Source organism: Candidatus Pseudothioglobus sp. Uisw_016 (genome assembly GCF_048087635.1).
Classification (GTDB): domain Bacteria; phylum Pseudomonadota; class Gammaproteobacteria; order PS1; family Pseudothioglobaceae; genus Pseudothioglobus.
Genome location: NZ_CP159806.1, coordinates 582,018 through 607,730, shown reverse-complemented (window position 1 = coordinate 607,730; position 25,713 = coordinate 582,018). Strand labels below are relative to the sequence as shown.

19 protein-coding genes are annotated in these 25,713 nt (G+C 35.2%); 9 read left to right on the top strand and 10 right to left on the bottom strand.

All coding sequences use genetic code 11. The features are described from left to right. The first annotated feature begins 7 nt into the window (after positions 1-7). Complete coding sequence (gene mog, locus ABXT69_RS02980) at positions 8-538, top strand: molybdopterin adenylyltransferase (protein WP_416653027.1); 531 nt, start codon at positions 8-10, stop codon at positions 536-538. 9 nt (positions 539-547) lie between these two features. Continuing rightward, a complete protein-coding gene (locus ABXT69_RS02975; protein WP_416679063.1) occupies positions 548-1,234 on the top strand; it encodes a heparan-alpha-glucosaminide N-acetyltransferase in 687 nt (228 codons plus the stop codon). Positions 1,235-1,391: 157 nt separating this feature from the next. On the opposite strand, the gene ABXT69_RS02970 is transcribed toward ABXT69_RS02975, so the two are convergent. The 6 genes from ABXT69_RS02970 to ABXT69_RS02945 form a co-directional block, all read right to left on the bottom strand. Beyond that, on the bottom strand, positions 1,392-1,799 hold the full coding sequence (locus ABXT69_RS02970; protein ID WP_271541124.1) for an inner-membrane translocator: 408 nt from the start codon (positions 1,797-1,799) through the stop codon (positions 1,392-1,394). Positions 1,800-1,819: 20 nt separating this feature from the next. Then, the gene (locus tag ABXT69_RS02965; RefSeq protein ID WP_271541123.1) at positions 1,820-2,188 is read right to left on the bottom strand and encodes a hypothetical protein; all 369 of its coding nucleotides are present in this window, start codon (positions 2,186-2,188) and stop codon (positions 1,820-1,822) included. Positions 2,189-2,214: 26 nt separating this feature from the next. Further along, positions 2,215-4,593 (bottom strand): N,N-dimethylformamidase beta subunit family domain-containing protein, encoded by a 2,379-nt coding sequence (locus ABXT69_RS02960; protein ID WP_416679061.1) that lies wholly within the window; start codon positions 4,591-4,593, stop codon positions 2,215-2,217. 41 nt (positions 4,594-4,634) lie between these two features. Further along, positions 4,635-6,629, bottom strand: a complete 1,995-nt coding sequence (locus ABXT69_RS02955) for a flotillin domain-containing protein (RefSeq protein ID WP_271556576.1) — start codon at positions 6,627-6,629, stop codon at positions 4,635-4,637. 43 nt (positions 6,630-6,672) lie between these two features. Beyond that, positions 6,673-7,380 (bottom strand): bacteriorhodopsin, encoded by a 708-nt coding sequence (locus tag ABXT69_RS02950; protein ID WP_271556574.1) that lies wholly within the window; start codon positions 7,378-7,380, stop codon positions 6,673-6,675. Between the two features lie 149 nt (positions 7,381-7,529). Then, the gene (locus ABXT69_RS02945) at positions 7,530-8,702 is read right to left on the bottom strand and encodes an ABC transporter substrate-binding protein (protein WP_271556572.1); all 1,173 of its coding nucleotides are present in this window, start codon (positions 8,700-8,702) and stop codon (positions 7,530-7,532) included. Positions 8,703-9,000: 298 nt separating this feature from the next. Here ABXT69_RS02945 and ABXT69_RS02940 point away from each other — a divergent pair, with 298 nt between their 5' ends. Genes ABXT69_RS02940 through ABXT69_RS02930 form a run of 3 tightly spaced genes read left to right on the top strand, consistent with a single transcriptional unit; the run spans position 9,001 to position 12,523 of the window. Continuing rightward, positions 9,001-9,693 carry a response regulator gene (locus ABXT69_RS02940; protein WP_416679059.1) on the top strand — a complete coding sequence of 231 codons (693 nt, stop codon included), beginning with the start codon at positions 9,001-9,003 and terminating at the stop codon, positions 9,691-9,693. An 11-nt stretch (positions 9,694-9,704) separates the two neighbouring features. Further along, positions 9,705-10,949 (top strand): TMAO reductase system periplasmic protein TorT, encoded by a 1,245-nt coding sequence (gene torT / locus ABXT69_RS02935; RefSeq protein ID WP_416679057.1) that lies wholly within the window; start codon positions 9,705-9,707, stop codon positions 10,947-10,949. A gap of 32 nt (positions 10,950-10,981) precedes the next feature. After that, entirely contained in the window at positions 10,982-12,523 is a 1,542-nt protein-coding gene (locus tag ABXT69_RS02930; RefSeq protein WP_416679055.1) for a sugar ABC transporter ATP-binding protein, read from the top strand. A gap of 21 nt (positions 12,524-12,544) precedes the next feature. Here ABXT69_RS02930 and ABXT69_RS02925 read toward each other — a convergent pair whose 3' ends face one another. Together ABXT69_RS02925 and ABXT69_RS02920 are read right to left on the bottom strand one after the other, a co-directional pair. Further along, a complete protein-coding gene (locus tag ABXT69_RS02925; RefSeq protein WP_416679053.1) occupies positions 12,545-14,605 on the bottom strand; it encodes an ATP-binding protein in 2,061 nt (686 codons plus the stop codon). Positions 14,606-14,689: 84 nt separating this feature from the next. Further along, the gene (locus ABXT69_RS02920) at positions 14,690-15,703 is read right to left on the bottom strand and encodes an ABC transporter permease (RefSeq protein WP_416679051.1); all 1,014 of its coding nucleotides are present in this window, start codon (positions 15,701-15,703) and stop codon (positions 14,690-14,692) included. Positions 15,704-16,013: 310 nt separating this feature from the next. On the opposite strand from ABXT69_RS02920, the gene ABXT69_RS02915 reads away from it, so the two are divergent. From ABXT69_RS02915 to ABXT69_RS02900, 4 genes are read left to right on the top strand one after another with little or no spacing between them, the layout of a single operon-like run. Further along, a complete protein-coding gene (locus tag ABXT69_RS02915) occupies positions 16,014-18,155 on the top strand; it encodes an ATP-binding cassette domain-containing protein (RefSeq protein ID WP_416679049.1) in 2,142 nt (713 codons plus the stop codon). Between the two features lie 42 nt (positions 18,156-18,197). After that, positions 18,198-20,351, top strand: a complete 2,154-nt coding sequence (locus ABXT69_RS02910) for an ABC transporter permease (protein WP_416679046.1) — start codon at positions 18,198-18,200, stop codon at positions 20,349-20,351. 34 nt (positions 20,352-20,385) lie between these two features. Beyond that, positions 20,386-21,801 carry an ABC transporter permease gene (locus ABXT69_RS02905; RefSeq protein ID WP_416679044.1) on the top strand — a complete coding sequence of 472 codons (1,416 nt, stop codon included), beginning with the start codon at positions 20,386-20,388 and terminating at the stop codon, positions 21,799-21,801. Between the two features lie 48 nt (positions 21,802-21,849). Further along, the gene (locus ABXT69_RS02900) at positions 21,850-23,778 is read left to right on the top strand and encodes a sodium:solute symporter family protein (RefSeq protein WP_416679041.1); all 1,929 of its coding nucleotides are present in this window, start codon (positions 21,850-21,852) and stop codon (positions 23,776-23,778) included. On the opposite strand, the gene ABXT69_RS02895 is transcribed toward ABXT69_RS02900, so the two are convergent. Together ABXT69_RS02895 and ABXT69_RS02890 are read right to left on the bottom strand one after the other, a co-directional pair. Next, complete coding sequence (locus ABXT69_RS02895; RefSeq protein WP_416679039.1) at positions 23,772-25,079, bottom strand: malonyl-CoA decarboxylase domain-containing protein; 1,308 nt, start codon at positions 25,077-25,079, stop codon at positions 23,772-23,774. The genes ABXT69_RS02900 and ABXT69_RS02895 overlap by 7 nt on opposite strands. Before the next feature lie 96 nt (positions 25,080-25,175). Beyond that, positions 25,176-25,709, bottom strand: coding sequence for a hypothetical protein (locus tag ABXT69_RS02890; protein ID WP_416679037.1), 534 nt, complete (start codon positions 25,707-25,709; stop codon positions 25,176-25,178). Positions 25,710-25,713: the final 4 nt, after the last annotated feature.

Below are 25,713 nucleotides of genomic sequence, written 5' to 3'. Positions count from 1 at the left end.
AGATTATATGACCGATTCTAAAATTAAAATTGGATTCCTTACTATTTCTGATAGAGCTGCACGTGGAATCTATGAAGATATTAGTGGACCTGCCATGCAGGAATGGATATCAAAAGCAGTAACTAGCCCATATGAGGTAGTTTCAAAAATAATTGAAGATGAGCAGCCTTTAATAGAGAAAACTCTCAAAGAGATGAGTGACAGTCTTGGTTGTAATTTAATTCTTACAACAGGTGGAACTGGTCCAACTACTCGAGACGTAACGCCCGAGGCTACTAAAGAAGTTTGTGAAAGAATCTTTGATGGATTTGCAGAGCAAATGAGGATTGTTTCACTTAGGACCGTTCCTACAGCAATTCTTTCACGGCAAATCGCAGGTACTCGAGGTAATAGCTTAATTATCAATCTTCCTGGCAAGCCAGTCGCAATTTCTGTATGTCTTGGAGCAGTTTTTTTAGCTGTACCGAAATGTCTTGAGCTTCTTGATGAGTCCGTCATAACAATCGATAAAAATTATGTCTCTCAAGTGTTTGAGTAAATTTATTTGATGATCAATACAAGAGATTCAGCACTTGATTTAATGCGCGGCATTGCAATCATTATGATGATTGCCTTTCACTTTATCTATGATCTCAATTCTTTTGGCTTTTCTGATATTCCATTATTTACTCATTGGGCTGGGATAGCATGGCGCTGCTTAATTGTTTTTCTTTTCTTGAGCGCTGTTGGAATTAGCTTGGTTATTGCTCATAGCAAAGGCATTAAATTTAAAAAATTCCTTAAACGCTTATTATATTTAGGAATTGCTGCTCTTTTTGTTTCAGCTGGAACTTATGTAATGTTTCCTGATGGATGGGTCTATTTTGGAATCCTTCATTTAATTTGGTTTTCTACTATCATAGCAATTTCTTTTGTAAATCTTCCTAAGACCTCCTTGCTAATTGCTGCATTAATTCTTATTGGTGCGATTTTTGATCAACCTAACCTTAGTTTTATTTCATATTTCCTTGAACCTTACTTACCGTTTGGAAGTGTTGATTATTACCCTCTATTCCCGTGGCTATCTTTTGTCTTTATTGGAATTTATCTAGGGCACAATCCCTATTATCAGAAAATATTTATTTTTCGATTAAATTGGCTTGAAGTAATCGGAAAGCATGCTCTAATTATCTATCTGACTCATCAGTTAGTGTTGTTTAGTGTTGTGAGCTTGGCATACAACCTATTGAATTGATTGGCTTTGTAATACTCTAGCTTGATTGAAGCTTTGAATTGGTGATTCTTGTAATCGTAGTTAATATTTCTGCAGGAGAAAGCGACTATTCAGTAAGATCATTACTGTAATTAAAAATAGTATATTAAAAAGAGAGACGATTACAAGAAACCAAAACCTAACCGTAGTGATTCATTAAATTAGCAATTCTTTTTAAAAAAATTGCATGCTCACAGGCTTCTTCCGAAGAATATATTTCTTCTTGTATATCAACTGGAACACCACGAATTCCTGAAACAATTCCTATCTTATATTTTTCAAACATACGAATACAAACAGTAACATATTTGCCAGCCATTGGCGCTCTTCGTAATTTATCAAGAACTTTTCTAAGGTCATGACTATGTTCGATCGCGGCCCTTCCATTTGATGGAGCAGTTCCAACAGGACTATTTCTGTGCTCTGAAATCAATTTTCTGCGTGATTCATCATCAAACAAAAGAGGCATTACATAAGTCCTCGTAATATAATCATCTGTCTCAGCATAAGATTCGTTTGCAATTACACCTTTTTCTTTATTTGTCATAATATATTCCTATTTTGTAATTAATGGTTGCGACAAGGCACTGACTCTCCTCGCTCCTCTTTTAATCGTCCTGCCTCAATTTGGGCGCCTTCAGGGGTGTTAAAGATCTTATCTTCAAAAAGTATTAATGGCTTTGCTCGATCTGCATTCAACTGGCCAACACACCACTCTTTTCCTTCAACAATGCAAACTGCAACATAAGCACCTGCAATTGGCCCAATGTGTCTATTATTAAGTGTAAATAAATATTCTGACAAATCATTAACTTTATCCTCATCTAGAGGGCTAATTACTCTTTTCTCTAATTCATTAAGAGGCTCAGTGCTTGTTCCAACAACTGACTTACCAACTGGTGGATCCATCATATTAGGGTGTTTATTAGTAATCATTTTAATATAACTCCTTATCTATATTATTAAGGCAAAGGTCCATCTTTTAAAAATCCTCTTATTGCATTTTCTGTAATACGAGAAACATTATTATTGTAATTGTTATGCGAAAGACTTCCACACCACGACAAAGATCCTGGAGCAAAAACTCCACCATCATTTGGTGTTTTATAAAACACCATATCAGCTCGAACCATTGGATTCTCAGTACCACTTCCGTGATACCCACGAACAGAAAAGTGAATCTCTTCATTAACTTGCAACATTAAATTGGTATGTCCAACTGAATGCGCTAATAAATATGAATCATGTGGAGTTCCGAATTCAATGTCATACCGATCCAACTCTACACCTGCAGCCCCACCGCCAACAAGCCCAAAATCACCGATTTTTTCACCATTCCCTACCCCTTCCATTATCCAAGCTGTCTCTGGTCTTTCACTATCCTTGTCTCTAACATAGTAGGATGAAACATCAAAACCATAAGCCGTAAAAGTGAGTCCACAAAGCTTACTTGGAATTCTTCCTCGAGCGCGCCACATGCCTCCATATTTTCCATCAAAAGCATTATTATATTCCCCAGGATTTGCTGTCCAAGCTCTAGTTCCAGCCTCTCCTTTACGAACTTCAATAATATTAGAATTATCAGGATGATACTCACTACACCAGTAGAAACCATTTGCACCTAAATAAATCCATCGACCGCCATCTTGTTGATATTTTTCATAAGCAGAAAACATTTTTTCTGAAGTATATTCTGGATGACTTCCAGTGAGTACAGTTTGATATTTATTTAATAACCCAACTCCTTCTCTATGAAGGTCTTCATCAGTATGAATATCAAAATCAAAGTTTTTTTCTTCAAGCCAGTCAACAAGATGAAGATCACCATTAAGCTGCCATAAAGATGGAGAGAGCCAATGACGATATTTAGGGCGCATATTTAAAATTGGTCTAAGTCTTGATGAGTAGCAAACGCCACTTCCATCTGAATGAAGTGAATAAGTAGAAAGTCCGTATTCTCTATGCTCATTTAAATATAGATCAGCTGCAGTCATTACAGGAACCTTTCCAGCTAATAACTCAGCCACAACACAGTTGGTACAAAGATTATCATTTGAATATGCTAAATATGAATTTGTAGGCAAAATAAAAGCCAATTTTGAAGTAGTTTTACCTTTTGGAGGACGAACAACAAAAGGAATATAATCTTCTGTTTCTGGAGAGTCTTCACCACCAATCCTTAAGCGAGCAGCATAAATACCACTTTTTAAGCCATCAGGAATTTTAAGTTCAAAATCAACTTCCCAACGTGCGTCATCTATATCATCGTCATGAAAATGAATTGCACCATACTCTTCAGGCTTATGATGATAAACAATTTCATCTCCAGTCCAGTTAAAACCTGTCATAGCCCTAACAGGCATATTAATAATGACACCATTTAACATAGAAGGTGACGTATCAATTATGCAAGTTGAGGCGATGTTTGTAGTTATATTCGCATGAAAATCCCAAGCTCCAACCACATCGTTACGTAATTCTGCCTTACAACCCTGGTAACCACGTGCCAAAGATTCTATTTCAGACCTAGTTAAAGCTCTCCTTGAGAGTCTTGGACGATCTATTTTTCCGTTATATGTATGAACTTGCTCTGGCAATTCTATAGGCTCCAATACCTCTTTAAAATGTCCTCCAGAAATATGTCTTCCTGACCTCTGATATTTTGTACTTGCTGCCATTAGAAAAGGGGCATCATTGATACCTGGCTTTATACTATTAATAGACTCCACCACAGCAGTAGTTTCTTCTGCTGGATTTAATAAGCCTTGGCCTAATCCGCCATTAGTTGATGTTACAACAGGTTCTTGAAATAACGTAACTTTACCTGTGCGCGCATCATAACTAACTGCTGCAAGATACCAAACCTTCCTTAAAAGTTTTTTATCACTTGAAAGCTTCATAATCTGGCCACTGCCATCGCCTATTTCGACAGACAAACAATTATGCTCATCTATGAACAAACCATAGCCACTTTTAGTTTCTTCAACCCATTTAGTTAAAACGCCCTGGCGTCCTTTTTGTGGAGTACCAAGGCCAACAACAGGTGTTGTTGGAAATATATAACACTGAAGTGTAAAGCTTTCTAAATTAAGACGCTCATCTTGAGGGACGATCACATAAGAGCCGCCATGTATTTTTTGATTTTTTCCTGGATAATTTTTATTACACTCAGCCTGAATTTCTTCTTCTTTGTATCCAGGACCGTCAGGGTTAGTATCACCATGTATTAATCGGACTATTTGTGTTTCGTAAACTTCACTATCTTCAGAGTTAATATAAAATTGTATGTTATCTCCAGGACAAACAGAGTATTTGTCGCTATAACCAGTAATTCTCAACATAATATTTCCTTAATTTTTTATTAATTTAAAGTTAAACTTTTTTAGGCTTTATCGCCTTCTATATCGTCGCCTTTTTTTTCATCCTTCTTATAATCCCCAAGAATGTTTTTAATATTGCTTATCTCTTTAGATGACATTCCAATTTCATCAAGAAGATTGTCAACAAAAGGAGCCTGTGCGCGATAACGTAATGCTGAATTTACTACATTTTCAGAAAAATTTCCGCCTCCATTTACTGGTCCAACAAAATCTCCATTGGAACTATTTGAATTGAAGCCAGGCATTCCATTAAGTTCATAAATTTTTATGTCATCAATATTTTCCATTGGCTTAACAGCTTCACGAATAATTGAGTCAAGATTCTTAGCAATCTCCATTCTTAGATCGCTTTGACGACTTTCATCACTTCGAGCATTTTCAGCCTCATTTAGCATCAAATTTCCTGCTGCATCTACTTCATATCGAAGCTTACTTGCAAGAGAAGCATATTTATCAGTTTGCTCTTGCTCCTGTGCTGCTTCTTTTTCAGCTCTAGCAAGGGTGGTAATTTGTATTGCTTCACTCTCACCCTCTTTTTCAGCATTAATTATCTGAAGCTTCTTTTGTCGCTCTGCAACTTCAACCTCCTGTGCTGATTGAACCTGCTCCTCTGCGACAACAACTTGAGCCCTAATATGTTCTTTATTTTCTACTGCCTTTAATACTTCTACAGTTTTGGCTATAATTTCAAGCTCACGATCTTTCTCTTCAATCTCAAGATTTTTTCTCTTTTGTATTTCAGAAGCTTGAGACAATTGATCATTATTAATTCGAGAGATTTCAAGAGATCTCTTTTGATCTATTTCCATCTTTTTAACTTCTTCATTTGCTTTTATTTGGGCCTGTTCAGATTCTATATATTGCTCAGACTCAACTTTAAGAACTTCAGTTTTCTGTTTTGCTCTTTGAGAAGCAATATCTTCTTCCTGTTGAAGTCTTGCAAACTCATTTTCTTTTTGAATATCTAATGCTCTAATTTCAGCCTCAAGATTTTTTTGCTTAATGTCAGTTTCAGTTTGTCTTTCAATTTCGTTTCTTAATCTTTTTCGCTCTTCAATCTGAAGTGTTAACTCATGCTCCCTCAATGAACGCTCAACTTCAATTGTATCTTGTTGTTGAATACGTGCTTTTTCAATATCCTCTTCAGACTGGATTCTGGATTCTTCAGCTAAGCGCTGCTGTGTTGAGGTTTCAATAGCCATATCAGTACGCTCTCTATCTCGCTGTTTGGCAATTTCACGCTCCTGTGATAACCTTGAAAACTCTCTTTGTTGATCAATTTCCAGAGCTTTCTGCTCGGCTTCCAGATTTTTTGCTCTAATTCTTATTGTTGTATCTTGCTCAATATCATTACGCTTTTTCTTTCCTGCTTCAATTTGCTCTGTAAGCTGAGTAAGACCTTCCGCGTCGAACGCGTTAGATGGGTTAAATACCTCTAGTCCAGCTTGATCTAAACTAGTTAGAGAAACGGCTTCAAGCTCTAGTCCTGTCGCACTTAAAGATTCAGCAACAATAACCTTTACTTCCTTTATATATTCGCCCCTCTTCTCCTGTATTTCTTCCATTGTCATTTGTGCTGCAACAATACCTAGTGCGTCTACAAATCTACCTTGGACTAATTCTCTTAAACTTTCAGGCTCCATTGTTCGCTTACCTAAAGTACCCGCTGCAATTGATACTGCCTCCTTTGATGGAGTTACGCGTACATAGAATTCTGCAATTATTTCAACTCGCATTCTATTTTTAGTAATAAATGATTTATCACCACCACGCTTAACTTCTATACGCAATGTTCGCATTCCAACAGAAGTTATATTGTGAATTATTGGCAATACAAATGCTCCCCCACTTAATATAACCTTTTCACCTCTAAGTCCAGTTCTCACAAAAGAAACCTCTTTGGATGATCTGCGATAAAGCCAATGCAGCAAATATACAAAAATTGCAATTGCTAATGCCGTAAGAATAATGGCTGCAATAATATCTGCACCAGTCATAATAATTTCTCCTTATAAAATTTGTATGTATTATTTTTCATAGTTAATTGCTTTCATTTACTAGCTGAGTATCATTCATTGCAGCTTTATAAATTACGAATCCAAAAATTACTTTATTTAAAAAATCACTTAAGTTATAAACAATATTTAAGCTATTCACATCAATACCGCCCCCAAGATTGTTTATAAAATAACCAAGTGGGTAAATTGCCCATCCAATAGTTAAAATTAATCTGAGGCCATTAAATGCCATATGTGTGGCTTCATTACCACTCTCTAAATTTGCACGTCCTGCTTCTCCCATATAAAGTTCACCGAGAATATAAAGCCAACCCACAACTCCTATAATAAATCCTAACGTAGCGCTCATATAACCAGCCGCCCCTAGAAATTCGCCAATCACCATTACTAATGATCCAATTAATAATCTCCAAAACAAAGCTGATGAAACTTTTGTAACTGCAGACAAGATGACATAAAACAATACAATTTGCATCGTATGTGTGAGTATCCAGTCTAAATATCGTAGAATAATTGGTGCTGAACCAGTGTCCACCCACATTGTTTTAATATAGTGGTAGAAGACTGCTGAAACCAGCATTACCACACCTAGTAATGTCATAGTTGTATGCCACTTAGTAGCAACCTTTGTTCTTTCAAGAAGAAAGAAAATAGATGCACCAAACATTGCCATAGATAGGAGCCAAAAAGTACCTCCTACAATGTCTGTTGGTAATAATGTGCTGTTCATAAAATATCCTTGGTTTTAAATTCTATTTTTATTACTTCAATCTTTAATTCATTTTAAAAAATATTTTTAATAACTCTAAAAACTAAATGTCGAGCTTAAAATCCATAAGGCCCAGAAAAAAGTTTCTGGGCTTTATGAAGTTTATTTACTTATGAATTTGGATCGTATGCCTCTGGATCCGCAGGTCTCAGGAAGAAATTATCAAGATAGTCTTTACCACCCCAAATATCTATCCCTGGGTTGTACCAACCAGTAGAACCTCTATCACAATCAGTACCCATCATTGCCTCAACATCAGAGTAAGTAATTTTGCGAGGTGGTACTAAAATTGATTGAATCTTAGGACCTTGACCTTGCAATGTGCGCATCATGATGTTCCAGCCAAGCTCAACATCATCACCCGGAGGCCATGTTTGAATTGCCGCACTTATGTAATCTGGATTATTACGCCAGTAACATAAAGCACCTAACTCACCACCAATTGATAATGGAACCATCTCACGACCTGATTGCTGAAGTGCAGCTAATACTCCTGTTTCACCAGAAGACTGAACTGCCATTCCGTCAAGCTGACCAGGATGAGTTGCTAACCATTTTTGTGTTTCTGCTTGACCAACTTGTGATGTCCACATATGGGCAATCTGTCCAGTAACCTTAATTCCAGGATATTGAGACAAACCATCCAAAACTCCACGGTTCTGAGAATCAGAAGCAGAATAGCCAGGAATACCCTCTACTACAAGAACATTACCCTTGCCACCAATCTCTTCGGCCATCCATGTACCAACATCAAATCCTGCCTGATGATAGTTAACTGATGAACTGACTGAAAGTGGCGATGTTGTATATCCAGTAAATGAAAAGACGGGAACGCCTCTATCAAATGCATACTGAATAGCTTGATTAAGAGCTGTCGGGTTCGAGCAACAAATAATAATTGCATCTACGCCCTGATCAACTAGCTGTCTAATCTGCTGGATTTGTAAAGCATCTTTAAGATTTGACTGTGTAACAACAATATCATTAAGTAGTCCGAGCTCTTGCCATTTTGGCTTGATCTCATTCAATAACCGGTCCATTGCGCCTTTACGCCAAGTATTTCCAGCATAAGTACTTGCATAACCTACTGTCCAAGGTGGAGAGCGGTCACTCTTCCATTCCCTAAAAGCACTCTCACCTAATGGCTGCATTGAATCCATTAGATCTGGGTTATACACTGAATCAGTAATACTTTTTGGAATTTCATCTAGACCAGCAAGAGTCATTGTTGAAAATCCTAATGATAAAAAACATGCTAAAGTAAATTTTATAAATTTTTGCATTTTTATCTCCTTTTTTTGACAAGTATCATTACTTGTTTTGTGTACTTTAAAAAACTTTGATTTATAAGCTAGGTACGCTTTTAAAGCAAATTTACATAGTCTAAAGTATATGTGAGTATAGCATATTGTATATATTAGTCAACAAAAGTATGTATATTTTATTTATTACATTACATTAGTATGTATATGAGATTAAAGTATGCAGCCCTGCATTCTTATTAACCAGTAAAATAATGTACAATTAATGAGAAATTCTCATTAAAGCTTTAAAATTCAATTACTAAGAGAATAAAAAAATATGCAAAATCAAGTTCAAGATAATTCAATTCGTCATCAAATCGTTATTGCGGATGACCATGCATTAGTCAGAGGTGGGCTAGAATTAGTTGTAAAAATGGCTGTACCAAATTCAGATATATTTCAAACTAATAGCTTTGAGGAAACAATAAAAATTCTCTCAGAAAAGCCTTCTATTGATTTATTGCTTCTAGATCTTATGATGCCTGGAATGGATGGAGAAAAAAGCATCCTCAATATTATCAATTTGCATCCTGGCGTCCCAATAGTTATTGTTTCAGTTAAAGAAGATTTTGATTCCATCCATATGGCCATCTCTTCTGGAGCATCAGGTTACATACCAAAAACTTCCCTACCAGAAATTACTATTAGCGCTATTAAGCTTATCTTGGCTGGTGGTGTTTACATTCCTCCGCATGTCTTGCAATCAAGAATTGACATTAAGAATGATGTCTCCCAACCAGTATCAAATATTATTAAAAAGTCCGGCATCCTATCAAAGAGACAAGAAGAAGTCTTTAGTCTTTTAAAGGTTGGCAACTCAAACCAGTCTATTGCAACTGAATTGGGTCTTACTATTCCAACAATTAAAATGCACGTATCAGCAATATTTAAAAAACTCAATGTTAAAAATAGAACTGAAGCAGTTGCTAAATATTCCAATATCCAAAAAGTTTCGGAGTTAATTACCTAGAGGGAGGTTTATTGAGTTCTATTTTTAAAAATGATAACTATATTTTCTTTTTAGTAGAGTATTTTAAAAATATATTCATAAAATATTCAAGGCTTCCTTGCGCGTCTTTATTTTTTTTATTTTTCTTAATAAGTTATATTTCGCCCACTCAGGCCAATGAAGGTGGTTATTGGTCTCAAAGTGTAAACGTATTCAATTATTCTTGTACAGACGGTGACGTTGATTGCTGGACAGATAAAAGAAACTCTCTAGAAACGCTTCCCCTTCAAATTTATGCTCCTTTAAAACCAAACCAAGTTAATAATAAACATCACATATGTGTTTCATTCCCTCACCTTAAAGACTCTTATTGGGTTGGAGTAGCCTATGGGATTATTACTGAAGGTCGTCGTCTAGGTCAAAAAATCACATTGTTTGAAGCCGGTGGATATACCAATCTAGACGCACAACTAAATCAAGTCGATGATTGTATTACTAATGGAGGAGAGGCTTTAATTATTGGACCAATCTCAAGCAATGGTAACGCTAAACAGATAGAAATAATAAGAGAAAAAGGAATTCCTGTTGTTGTTCTTGTTACCGGAATAAATACAGCTGTTGATGCCAACTCTTTACAAAGTTTTATCGATATGGGTTATACCTCATGCAAATGGGTTTTAGATCAAGAAATAGATAATCCGAATGAAACCAACATAGTTTGGTTCCCTGGACCGCCTGGAGCAGGATGGTCTATTGCCTCAAACGTAGGCTGTTTAAAAGCTTTAAATGGATCTAAAATTAAAATACTTGAAACAAATTGGGGGGATACAGGGAAATCAATCCAATTGCAGTTGGTTGAAGAGACCCTTCAGAACTTAGCTTCAGGTCCTGAGCCAGAATTTAAATACATTGTAGGGACTGGAACAACAATTGAAGCTGCAGCAGGAGCCCTAAGAGCCAGAAAACTTCAAAACAAAATTAAACTAGTATCCACGTACTATACGCCTGGTATTGATCTTTTTATAAAACGAGGGTTAATTTCAATGGCGCCATCAGATCAAATGATTTCTCAAGCCAGAATTGCTGTTGACCAGGCAGTAAGGCTATTAGGGGGAATTGAAATGGCAACAGGAGGCCGCCCAGAATATAATACGGGTCGAATTACAGAGCACATACAGCAACCAATATTAATTGTAACACCTAAAAATTTTAATAAGTTTGACTCCTCAACAACACTAGCCCCTAAGGGATGGTCTCCTGTTTTTTCAGTAAACTAAAAGATAATCTTAGTAATTAAAAAAACTAAATTATGAATCAATCATCAATACCTCTATTAAAGCTTAATAATATATCAAAACAATTTTTTGAAACTTCTGTATTGGATGAAGTCAATTTTGATTTGTACCCTGGTGAAGCTCATGCTATCTTTGGTCCAAATGGAGCTGGAAAGTCTACTTTAATTAAAATTATTACTGGTGATTTACAGCCTACAAGTGGAAAAATTATTTTAAACAATGAAGAATTAAAAATTCATTCTGTCCATAATGCGAGAGAGCTTGGAATTAGTGCAGTGTTTCAAGAGTTCTCATTAGTTCCTCAACTCACTGTTGAAGAAAATTTATTTCTAGGCTCTAATGTTTCAAAAGGGCTATTTCTTAACAAGAAAAAATTGCATAAAATGGCTTGTGAGACCATGGATAGACTCGAGTTCTCTATTAAACCTGAAGAAAAAATAATTAACTTATCTCACGCCGAAAAAAGAATGGTTGAGATTGCAAAAGCATTCCACACAAGGCCCTCAATAATGATTCTTGATGAGCCAACTGCTTCTTTAGCGGAAAATGAAACAAACCATCTTTTTTCAATGATTAAAATTTTAAAAGAAGAAGGCATTGGTGTAATTTATATCACTCACCGAATGAAAGAAATTTATACAATATGTAATCGCGTAACAATTCTTCAAGATGGTAAAGTAGTTGAGACTGATAAGGTCTCTAAAATTGATGAGCAAAAATTAATTGAGCTTGCTACTGGCCGAAAAATCAAAAACTTTTTTCCTGAGATAAAAAGCCATCCTGGCAGGACGCTATTAGATGTAAAAAACCTAAGCATTCCAGATAGTTTCTTAAAGGATGTATCAATCAATGTAAGGGCTGGAGAGGTAGTTGGACTTGCAGGACTTGCTGGATCAGGAAAATCTGCAATTGGTCGAGCATGCTTTGGTATTAATAAAATTAATTCAGGCAACATAACTTACTTAGATGATGTTGTATATGACAGTTCTAAAAATATCAATGACATTAGTCCAAGAGCAATGCTTGATAGAGGAATGCTTTATGTACCCTCTGATAGAAGGGCTGAAGGACTTGTAATGGAACACAACATCAGAGAAAATATTTCTTTACCATCACTAGGGCTTCCAAAATTTTCAACTGGCTTCATGGTAAATAGAAAAAACGAAAAAGATATTGTTGAAAAGATTGGACAACGATTAAACTTCAATAAGGGTATTGAAAATAAAATAGAGCAGCTATCTGGTGGTACTCAACAAAAAGTAATGCTTGCTAAAAGTTTTGCTCGAGACGTTCAATTATTTATTCTTGATGAACCAACAATAGGAGTAGATATTGGTACTCGCGTGTCAATTTATGAACTGATAAGCAACTTTTGTGATGCAGGAGGAGCAGTTCTCATGATCTCTTCTGATTTAACCGAACTAGTTAACTTATCTCATAGAATCTATATTATTAATGAAGGCAGCTTAAGTGCTGAAATAAACTCTGAAGAGTCAAGCGAACTTCTAATCCAAAAATATTTTTTGAAATCTAGAGAAACTAAAATCAAAGTCTAACTTTTAAAAATAAATTGAGAGCTAAGAGTTAATCAAATGTGAAAGAATAGCTCTAAACTTTGCAGGTTGAATTGGTTTTAATAACACTGGCAGCCCTTTTTCTTTAATGCTTTGTATATGAGACCTTTCTACATCTCCAGTTATTATTATGCTCGGAATTACAGACTCTAACTCTTGCTGAACTAGTTTAACTACATCAACACCTGAAGCATCTCCTGGTAATCGATTGTCAGCCACAATAATGTTTGGCAATAGGTAATCTGGAGACCTAATGATATTTTTGATTTCGTCCAGGTCTCTTCCAGAATCGACAATACAGCCCCAAGATTCCATTAACTGAATTGAAGCTTTTAAGACATCAATATCGTCTTCAACTAACAAAATTCTAGCACCAGTTAAATCCATAATGTTAGAAATAGCTTCAAGTTGAACTTCACTATTCTTCGCTTCACCAATTTCAACTAATACAGAAAAGCATGAGCCACCTCCAAGACTAGATTTACATTCTATTGTATGGTTAAGGCTAAGAGATAAACGCTTGGCTAGGGCCAGACCAAGTCCTAGCCCCTTACTTCTATCTCGCTCTTTATTTTCAATCTGATAAAAGTCCTCAAAAATATTTGACATTTGATCTTCTGAGATTCCACAGCCCGTATCCCAGACTTCAATTGAAACCTTATTGCCTCTCCTTCTGCATCCCATCATTACAGATCCAGCTTTAGTATAACGAATGGCATTTGACATATAATTACCTAATATACGTTCCAATAAATCAGGATCACTTCTAACAGTAATACTAGAAGGAACGATTCGAAACTGTAAGTTTTTATCTTTTGCTAAAGGTGCGAATGATTGAAAAATACTAGTAAAAATATTATTAATTGAGAAGTCTTCATATCGAGGTTTAATAGCTCCAACCTCCAATTCAGAAACATCTAAAAGCGCGTTTAGAAGTCTTGCAGTTGAGGCTGAAACTGAATTTATATCTTCAATAATTGTAAGAATTTTTTCATCTTTAACTTTAGATTTTAACGCTGCTATGTACATCTGCATTGCATTTAAAGGTTGACGTAAATCATGGCTAGCTGAAGCCAGAAATAGTGATTTGGCTTTATTGGCTCTATCAGCATCTTCCTTAGCTTTTTGAAGTCCGACTCCTTGCTCCCATAAGTCCTCCTTCAACCTGTTAAAACTTCGCCCCATTCTTCCAAGCTCATCCTCTCTTTCTAATATATTTTGCTCATCTTCCAACCTTGTCACTTTTCTTAACGGGGTGTATCTATTTATTGAGTCAGTAAGTAACTGTAAAGGCTTTGAAATATTCATCCTTACAATAAGAAGAATCATTGAAATAGCAAATAAAATAGAAATAATTGTTGTTATAACTATATAACTAATAGCGATTCTTTCAACATAAATTATTTTTTCTTTAGAGGCATTAATAACATTTTCTAATTCTTTACTTACTTTTTCTGCCTGAATAATAAGAGACTCTTCAGTAGATAAAATTTCATTGAGGTTTTTGATATTTAGAGTAAGTATTTGCAAATTATTTTCAAGGAATAAGTTACTTACAACTATTTGATTATATTTTTGAGAAACTACTCTCAGCTCATAGAGTTCTAAAAGTAATTGCTCTTGATTATCTACAATTATGTCGTTATTTGAAGCTACGTCATTTTTAACTTTTCTAATAAAATCCTCAGTATCAGCAATTGACTCCTTCAATTTTTGACTAGCTAATAAAAATTTATCCTGGATTGATTTACCGCCTAAGAGCTGCACATATTTATCGTAAAAACTTGTTTTATCACCATCCTGTTTAACGATTTGGGTAACCGTTATATAGAGCTCATTGAGACTAAGTCTTTGGCTATAAACACTATCATCAATTCTATGAACGGACTCGATTAATGGAATTGTGATAGAAGACATTTGTTTGGTTTCGCTGCCAACTGTGTAGATTTGCGAAAAAGCAACTAGCATTAATGAAATAAAAGCAATAATTTCAATAAATATTAAAGCTAAGATTTTTTGATTAAGAGATAACCTATTAAAGAGATTTTTTTTAATTTTTTTCATATATCAATTGTGAATTTTTAGATCTCAGAATCTAAGAAAACATTCAAATTTAATGAATTATAAAAAATCATTCTTATTCGGTCACTATTTTTTTAGGGTTGATAGCATTTGCTGCCTAAAATACTCAGCACTAATAGCTACTATAAGCAACACACCTATAACAACCATCTGTAAGTATGAACCAACTCTCATTAGGTTCATTCCATTTTGTATTAAGATAATAAAAAATGCCCCTAAAACAACATTCTGAACTCTACCAACACCACCAAGAAGGCTTACCCCTCCAATCGCACAAGCAGCAATGGATAGCAATGGATAGCTTGCACCAATGTTAGGCTCTCCAGTTTCCAGTCTGGCAGTAATCAATAAAGCCGCAAAACTCGTTATAACTGCAGAAAAAACATAGGCACTCACTATATAAAAACGAACATTAATGCCAGAAAGTTCTGCTGCTCTGATGTTTCCTCCTATCGCATAAAAGTACCTCCCCATCTTTGTCATATTAATAAAAATATAAACCAAAATAATAAAAAATAGAGTAATCCATATAGTTAACGAAATACCTAGAAACGTGCCATAGCCAAAAATATTAGTGAATGATTCGGGCATTCCATAGATTGGAATTCCTCCTGTAATAGTAAGAGCTAACCCAAATATAATTGAAGACATGCCAAGAGTCATTATGAATGGAGGTACTCGTAAAAAAGCAACACCAAGGCCATTGACTAGACCAATACACGCTCCAACCAGAAGACCTGCTAAGCAGCCTATAAAAATTGCCTCCCAGCCGGAACCATATCCAGACCACAAAGCCACCATTGTCATCGAAGCAACTACAGAAGTCATTGCAAGAATTACACCAACTGAGAAATCCAACCCTGCAGTCAGCATAACTACCATCTGAGCCATAGCCACAAGAATAAGATCTGAAGAATGTCGTGCTACGCCTAGAATATTTTGTGTAGTTAAAAAATTATCACTAGCAAATGAGAAAGTAATTAGAGCTACACCAAGAAACCAGGGCAATACTCCCGCTTTAATAAATGAAGAGGACAAGAATTTCTTGAGTATTGAAAAATAATTAAAAAATTCACTCATATTTATATTTACTTAATAAACCCAAGAATATGACAATACATCAAAGAAAGTTAAAAAAAATAGTTTTAAAAAAAACATACTAACCATCATTTTTGTTCATGATTGTAACATTATTAAACATTACTTTACTAATAATATAAGAATTAATACATACTATTGACTATGGTATGTGATAGTAGTAAACTGCACCTATACTTTTGGATGTTTTAAAATAGAATTTCTGTATATATAAATTTCTAAATAAATACATAGCCATTAGTCTGAAGTGACTCCTATTTCAATTTAGAGGTGTATTTAATTGGCCGAACAAGTGCAAAAGACAGTAGAAGATGATCCTTCAGATTTACCAGAAATACTAACCAAATTTCCGGGTGAGCTTCATGTTAAAAACGTAAGCAAATCATTTGGGGTAACTAAAGCCCTTGATAATGTGTCCTTTACTGGATATTTTGGTGAAATCCATGCAATTATTGGTGGAAATGGCTGTGGGAAAAGTACATTAGCTAAAGTGCTAGCCGGTGTCTTGCCAATTGATTCAGGGAAAGTGTCAATTAATGGCCATCACCCATCCACACCAAAGGAATCTCGCGATTTAGGCGTTTCAATGGTATTTCAAGAGGTTCTTGTAGCAGATGAAGCATCGATAGTTGATAACTTATTTATTGGTATTGATGGTTTTTTCTCAAAATCAATGTCGGATAAAGATAAACAAGATAAAGCTAGAATTTTATTAAGTGAATTAGCTGATGAAGATATCGACCCCTTAATGCCAGCTGGAAATCTTCCACTAAGTACTAAAGCCTGGATTACCATCGCTAGAGGATTACTAAGTGAGCCAGATTTACTAATTTTAGATGAATCATCAGCTGCATTAGATTTCGACTCAACTGAGCGTCTTTTTAATAAGATGAGAGAACTACGTGATAAGGGTACAGCAATAATAATAGTAACTCATAGAATTGCAGAGTTAGTAAGAATCAGTGATCGTTGCACAGTTATGAGAGATGGGAAAGATGTTGGTGTTTTAGAAAAAAGTCAAATTACTGAAAAAAATCTTTTACAACTGATGACAGGAAAAGATCAAAGCAAAGACTCAACTAAACAAGATGCTCACAAATCATCTCACTCACAAGTAGCACTCAGAACTCAAAATATGAGGGTTTGGCCAACAAGTGATTCTTCAAATTTTGAATTAAATAAAGGCGAAATAGTTGGAATAACTGGCCTAGATGGCCATGGTCAAGATGACTTTGTTCGAATATTAGCTGGTATTGCAACAGCTGCAGAAGGAGTAGCTGAAGTCAGCACAAACCATGGTGTTGATTTTTCTTCGATTAACACTCTTGCAGATGCAAAAAAATTTGGAATTGCATTTGTTTCAGGTGATCGAAAAAGAGAAGGAATTTTACCAAATCTAAGTATTGTTGAAAATTTAGCAATTTCTATGTACGACAAAAATACCAATATACCCGGCGTTCGCCTTATTGAATGGGGGGGAATAAATGACATTTATGATTGGGAAGTAGAGAGATTAGCGATTAAAGCTGGCGCCAAAGAAAATTTGATTACATCTTTAAGTGGCGGTAATCAACAAAAAGTAATGCTAGGACGTGCTTTTTCCACCCATCCCAAGACTTTGGTTTTATTAGATCCTGCTCGTGGAATAGATTTACAAACTAAAAGAGATCTTTACAAACAACTAAGAGAATTTGCGGATGAAGGAAATTCAGTAATTTACATGTCAAGTGAACTTGAAGAGTTCATAGGGTTTTGTTCGCGTGTAATTGTATTTCGCAATGGCAGCATTTTTGAAACATTTTTAGATCAAAAAATTAATGCTGATGGAATTCTTGAATCAATGTTTGGACATATTCAAAATCAAGATAACTCTGATATAGAGCATAAAGAGTTGGTGAACTCAAAATATCCTGAAAACACAAAAATGGAGAATGAAATGAGTGAATATAACGTAAGTAAATATTTCAAAAATGAGATCAAAACAGAAGCCTCAACTAAATCTTCAAAGCAGGATTTCTCACCTTCTGATGAAGAAAATTTTAATTCAATAATCAATTCTTCTGAAAATCAAAATAATGATGGCAAAAAAGTTGAAAAGAAAACAGCTAAGGAATTAACCGAGTCTTTTGAATATTCTAAAGATGATTCAAATCAATTTGAAAAGTTAATGAAATTCAAAAAAAACCCTAACCAAAAAATTACTTTGGGTCAGGCAAATAAAGTAGATGGTTACTCAGCAGCCGATGAAGAGCTATTCAAAAAATTTGAAATTGAAGATGATAGTAATGAAAATAAAAATGAGCTAGATAGAGGCTTAAGCAGTCAAAAAATCACCTCCTCTAATAATATAGATCATAAGAGTGTTAAGTCAAATACTCAGGAATATAGTAAGGAAGATTTAGAAAAATTTGAAAAATTATTCTCTAAAGAATAGGACAATTTAATATAAATATTACAAAATGAACTTTTAACGATAATGGAATTAATCAAAAAACAAGAATCAAATTCTGGGGCTAGTACATATCTTATAGTTCCTATAGTCATATTCTTCCTATTACTTATATTTGCAGTTATTAGAGGCCCATATATGGTTTCAAGTACTGGATTTGGCGGTTTAATAATTGTGGTGGCTCCACTAATACTTGCAACCTATGCATTAACAGTAATAGTTATGGCTGGAAGAGCAGGAGTTGATTTATCAATTGGGCCATTAATTGGATTTATCAATGTTGGCATGATTCAGCTAATCGGGCTAGGTTTAATTGAATCACCAATTGCAATTTTTTTATACGCCATTGGTGTGGGTATTGCTTATCAAGTTCTAATGGCTTTAATAATTGTATTTGTTCGAGTGCAGCCAATTATTGTGTCATTAAGTGGCTACCTCTCGCTTGTTGGATTGAATCTCATAATTATGCCTCGACCATCTGGCTTAGCGCCTGATTGGATGTATAGCTGGGGAGCTGGCACTACTATTTTTTCTCCCGTTTTAGTAATATTAATAGTTGCAACAGCAGGATGGTACTTGCTTGCTCAAACAGCCTTCTGGGGTAATTTAAAAATGATGGGTTCTGATGAGCGAGCAACTTATACAAGCGGAGTTAATATAAATATGGTTCGTATTGGCGCTCATGTTATTGGCGGTATTTATGCAGGACTTGCTGCGATTACATTTACATCTCTAATTAGCTCTGGTGATCCAAGTCAGGGAACAACTTACACACTAATGGCAGTTACTGCACTTGTCCTGGGTGGAGCAAATTTAGCAGGTGGTCGAGGAAGTGCATTTGGCGCCCTTCTAGGTTCACTAAATATATTTTTAATTACCTTTGCACTTTCAACTTTTAACTTTGGAAAAATGCAGAGTTTCGTTACCGATTTCTCATATGGACTTATGCTGGTTGTTTCATTATTAATTAGTATTGCGATTCCATTTCTTCAAAAACGTGCTCGAGGACTATCGCCATCCCTAGTGTTTTTAGTAATGGGAATAGTTTCCTTAGGGGTAATGGTAAGCGTATCGATGGACAAATCATTTGGAGTAAAAAGATATAAGGCATTTGTAGCTGCTGTTGAGCAGGAAACTATGTCAGCAGGAACAATTATGTTTCTTATAATTATTGGGGTGGCATTGACTGCCTATATTATCAAAGTTGCTTTTAAACATATAAGCGGCCCAATGATTGGACTTATGATTGTTGTAATAATTACTGCTTTTGGTCTAATATTTAATCCTGATTCTACTTCAGAAGTAGTTTTCTCACCAGCTATGATTGATTATTCAATAATGATATTTAGCATGGAGGAAATCTCGAGCTCTTCATCATTCCTCTCTATTAATGCATTAAGTAAGACAACATATCTATTAATCGGTCTAGTAGGTGTAGTGCTATTGTCATCACTAATAATTCTGACAATGCTTCCAGGAATAAAAACTAGTATCAAGCGTTTAGCAATGATAATGTGCATCGCTATTGTTCCAGTTATTGCAATTGGAGCTGTATTTTTTCAAGATGCAGATAAGGGATATTTAACAAGTAGTTTCTCAGGTGAAGTTTTTGCAATACTAATGGTCTCAGCACTTCTCTTCACAATTACCATACCTTTAGTTCATACAAAAATAAAAAATATCAACAATATTTTTATTGGCGCAATATCTATTATTTTCTTAATTGTTATGTACTTCTTTATAGGCAATAGTGTGGTTTCAGTTGACCCAAATATGGGAGTATTAACAAACTATTCAATGCCAATTATTCCAACTGGAGTAGAAAGTTTACCGACCAAATTTATCGAATATACGGCACCAATAAGGATGAATGTTGATGCCAGTGGAATGGCACTGATTACTGAAATTGCCTACATTGCCATTATTATTGTTTTATTACAAGTATTTTTACGCATTGCTATGGGAGAAACTAGTTTTAATAGTTTTTGGAAATATTGGTATATAGCTGCTTTTGCTGTTCTAGCTTGGGGCAGTTTATTTTATGCAATAGGTGTGCCAATATGGAAGCTCATTGTCATTATTGGAATCACAATTATTTCTGCTCCAAATGTAATGCACATAATAAGCACATACATTATTGGCGATCATAAAGATGATGCAATAAGCAAATGGGAAGGATAAATAATGAAAATATTTCAAAATAATTGGGTTAAAAATGCGTATTAATAGAATGGGAAAAGCTGCCTTTTCATTTTATAAATGGCTGGGCTTTATTGTTGCTTTAATAGTTTCAGTTATCAGTGCTGTTTTAGGTTTTATTGATAACACTCCCTCACAACTTGTTATGCTTTATACAGTTGCAATCTTTGGTTCAATCTTATGGGGTTGGCATCACCTTTCAGTAAGATGGACATACATTGACGGCCTTGAAGAGGAAGATCTACAATTAGTAAAAAATATAGAAATCCAAGATAAAGAGTCTACTGAAAGCTACTTTAGCTTCCTTATTAAGAGTAACAAGGGTGCCATTATTGGCATATTAGCAATGATTATTGCATTTGTTGGACTTGCCTTTGCAATGGATGATTTTCTTCAATGGCAAAACATACTTTCATTGGTGGTATTTTTTCTAACTCTCTTAATATTAATCATCACCAACTCAGTTGCGAAAAATAATAAAAGTGCGCTTATGGGATTAGCAGTATTAATTGGACTTTTTATTATGGGTTCATTAATTGTAGATGGCTTTATCTCAACTTTGAATCTGAAATCAATGCTTCTTTTTGCATCATTTCTTGGGCTTGCATGTATTGGACAAACACTTGTAGTATTACTAGGCGGATTAGACTTATCAGTCAGCTTTGTAATTGGAGCTGCAAATATTGGCTTAATGTATTTAATCACGCTAGGAATTCCTCCATGGATCTGCATAGTTGCTGTTTTATTAATGGGATTAGGTGTTGGAATAGTTAATGGCTTATTAAGTTTTCGTATACAAGGTCAAGCACTTATCTTAACTCTGGGTGTTGGATTTGTAGTTACTGGCGCCGTTCAAGCCTTAACAACTATTGGTTCAGATTTTGGAGGAAGCGTTTTTGGTGTTGTGCCAAAGTGGTTGTCTAATATAGCTGCAACAAATGGAACTTTTATTGGCATTAGCATCCCGCCTGTTGTTGTAATCTGGGTTGTTTCATCAATCCTTATGATTATCGCACTATCAAATACAACTTGGGGAAGAAACCTATATGCAGTAGGTGGAAATCGGACAGCTGCAGCAAGATTATCAATATCAGAGAGGGCTTACTGGATAGGAGCATTTGCAATAGGGGGGTTTGTTTCTGCACTAACTGGTATTTTACTTTTAGGATGGAGTGGTGGTGGGTTTGTTGGCGTTGGTGGTCCTTATCTTTTTCAAACTATAGCTGCTGTTGTAGTTGGAGGTACTTCACTTCTTGGAGGAAAAGGAGGATATGGATTTACAGTTATTGGTGTTCTTGTTTTACAAGTTCTATCGTCATTTTTAGTAGGCATTGGATTAAGCTATGAAGGGCAACAATTTGTTTTTGGCCTGTTAATCCTCCCTATGGTAGCTTTATATGCCAGATCACCTCATATAAGAACACAAATTTAAATATAAATTAATCATGATGTCTAAAAATAATTCAAGGATACAAATAAAATGACTAGCGCAATAACATGGATATTTATATTTTTAGTCCTTTATTGGTCTTACTGTTTTTTTTGGGGAGTTCGAGCTTCAAAGCAAATAGCATCTGCAGATGACTACTTCCTATCTGGTCGAAGTTTATCGCCATGGGTATTTGCTATAGCAGCAACAGGAATATCCTTTGCAGGATGGACTTTTATTGCCCATCCTGGACTGATTTTTAGAGATGGATTTCAGTTTGCAAATACTTCATTTTTCGCCATAGCTGTTGCAATTTCTGGAGTTGTTCTTCTCAAAAGACAATGGATGCTTGGAAGGCGTTTTAGATTTACTACATCTGGTGAAATGCTTTCAGCATACTTTAAAGACGACACCCTAAGAGTTATTTCAGTTTGTATTGCACTTTTATTTGGTATTCCATTTGCTGCATTACTCTTTGGATCCTCAGGATTCCTAATAAGTGAATTAACTAATGGTATTTTTTCACGAAATGTAGCTATGTGGTCATTATCTGGATTTGTTCTTTTATATTCAATCATGGGTGGAATGCAAGCAATAGCAAAAATTTCAGTAGTGCAGACTATACTATTTTTCCTTGGAATGATTATTTTGGGCTTATTTGCTCTTGATCTTGCTGGAGGCTTTGATTCATTAAACCAAGGCTTAGCAAACATTGCAAAAAATATAACCAGTCATCTTGGAAAAACTAAAGGTATGGGTGGAGGAAACTTCCCAGGATACTTCGCAATTCCTGGTGTAATTCAATTTACAGATGGCATAGGAATTGAAACCCCAAAGGGAGGACCATGGACTGCAATTATGACTCTTACATTTATGATGTCAGTTATGGGAATTCAATCCTCACCAACATTCACAATGCTTGGGTTTACCAGTAAATCAACCAAAGGCTTTTCAATTCATCAGATATGGGGCGCGGCAGCATGTGTTGGTATTATCATGTTTTTATTTTCCACTCTACAAGGAGTAAGCGCAAATCTACTAGGAGCAAATAGTGTGGTTAATCAAGCAGGATTTGCAATTGCACAGCATTTGCCAGAACTATCTAAGGCGCAATATACTGAACTGGTAATGCATTATATTAAACTTGTAGGAAGCACTTCACCATGGATGGTTGGCTTCCTTGCTATCTGTGCTATAGCAGCATTACAAGTCACTGCAGCTGCATTTATGTCTACTACTGGAAATATTTTATCTCGAGATATTTATGTTCATTATTTTAATAAAGATGCGGATTATAAAACTCAAATTAAAGCTGCAAAACTCCTTACAGCGTTAGTGTTCTTTTGTGGAATGCTATTAGCTTCATTTTCGATGGAAGCCACTCTCATTCTTGGAAGTCTAGCAATTGCTTGCTCATTCCAACTTTGGCCATCATTATTAGGTGTCACATGGTTTCCATGGATTACAAAAAATGCAGCAATTGCAGGTGTAATTATTGGAATTATTGTAGTTATCTTCACTGAAACATTAGGACAGAAAATAACTGGCGGACGACTACCTTGGGGAGTGTGGCCCTGGACAATTCATTCAGCTGTATGGGGTATGTTTTTTAATATTTCAATCTGCTTAATTATCTCTTTAATGACCAGTCAAGATCCTGACAAACAACACAGGGATACATTTCACTCATTTTTCCAAAAACACTCTGTAACAGCTTCTAATGATCGCTGGTCTAAGCCAGTTGGAGGGCTTTTGTTAATGGTATGGATGTTTTTTGCTATTGGTCCAGGATCAATATTTGGAAACTTCACTTTTGGCAAGCCTAATGCTGGATATGATTCTTGGATGCTTGGAATGCCATCAATTTGGGCATGGCAAATTATTTGGTGGGCACTAGGTGTAGGATTAATTTGGTTTTTAGCTAATAAATTAAGAATGTCTACTGAGCCTGAAAAAGAAATTGAATCAATAAATCAATAGGCTAAGATTTTTTTCTTATTATTTTGAATAGATTTTGTAAGTTTTGGTGACACTGCAACCGGCTCTTGATTTGCATAGTCTTCATGGTTCTTAGCAACTGACTCTAGATCATATAAGTAATTAACCATCACTCCCCAAGAATCATCTAGAGCACTTTGATTAACATTGGCATATGTATGAATTTTATAAAGAGATGCTCCATTACCAAGATGAAAATGAGCAACTGGATTAATAGCTTGACCATTTTTACGTTTAACTTGAGTTAAATAATAATAAGTTAGTCGATTCAATACTAAAGGATTTGGCTTATTATCTTTACAACATTCGCTAATATCATTAATTATATTTTCAGGCAAATCTTTATCTTCCAATAGGTTAATTTTGTTAGACCATTTCTTCAGCCCAGGAACAGGCGAGAGAGTAACAAAATGCTTGATTTGTTTGAATTCCTTCTCAATTTCAGTGACTACTTGCTTAATTAAAAAACTCCCGAAAGAAACGCTCTTTAGTCCCATCTGGCAATTAGAGATAGAATAAAAAACTGCTGTTGTGGCGCTAAAAGGATCAATTGGTTTAACGCTTGTATCAAGTATTGGCATAATTGAATTTGGCGTATCGTCCATCAATGCAACCTCAATAAAAATAAGAGGCTCATCTGGAAGTGCTGGGTGAAAAAAAGCATATAACCTTCTGTCATCTGCAGCCACCCTATTTTGTAAATCCTCCCAATCTGAAATATCATGGACAGCTTCGTACTGCATGATTTTTTCCAACACTCTAGCACTTGTCGACCAATCAATGCGCTCAAGTCTTAAAAACCCCCTATTAAACCAAGACTTAAATAAATGAACAAAATCAGAATCAAGTGATTTAAGCTCTGGAGAGGCTTTAATGCACTCTAACAATGACTCTCTCATCTTTAAAAGCACTGATGTTCCATTTGTGACTTGATTTAACCTTCTAAGAAGCTCATGACTCTTAGGTTCAATTAATTGATGAAGTTTCCTGAGCTGGCCTTCATCATCAATATTTAATTCAATGAGAGCTTTATTGAGAATAGGCCGATCGACGCCAAACTGATCAAGTAACTGTAAAAAAAATGACTTTTTTTGCTCTTCTGAAAGAGTATTAAAATCTTCCAAAATTATTTTTGCAAGAGAAAATAATGTTGCCTCTCCATTTTTACTTACTAACTGATTGCAAAGCGTGATGATACTTTCAGGACTGGATACTTTCTTATTTGAACGCCCCATACGGATACGCTGAATAAGAGAGTTTAAAAAGTTTTGATGCTGAGTCATGTCTAAATAATAATTTTCGTTTAATTTTATACTACTTTTTCTTTCTAGCTTCTTAGAAAGAATTGGTTGAAAAAAATGAAAATATATACTTAATAACTATTCAATTGAACTAAATCGAAAAACATTAACAGCAATATAGTCATTATATGCAGCGCCTGATTGAAGCCAAGTTTTTGCCTTTAAGGCTGAAATTTTAGGGCTCAAATTATCTTCAAGGTTTAAGTATAGGCCATATTTAAAAGTATAGTCTTCTTCGGTTAAGACTAATAAATCGCCATTTGAACTAATGAGGGTTTTCTCTGGCATACCTCCTTGCTGAGATACAAATGCAGTTTGACCATACTCATCCATTAGGCTAGATAACTTAGCTTCGAAATATTCCTTACTAATAGGGCTATGTTTGTAATAATTCGCGTGAAGATCTCCAGCCTCTTCAGCCAAATAACTTCTTAAATCTTCAACTGAAGAAAACACCTCATCTTCAATCCAAAAAATTACAAATGCACCATTTGAACTCCCAAGACCCAATGATTGGTCTTCAACCATCAACAGCGCAGAGCCATCTAGTATCGATTGCAAAAAATCTTTATTTAAACTTGTTATCTCTTCATTGAACTGACTTAAATTCATAATT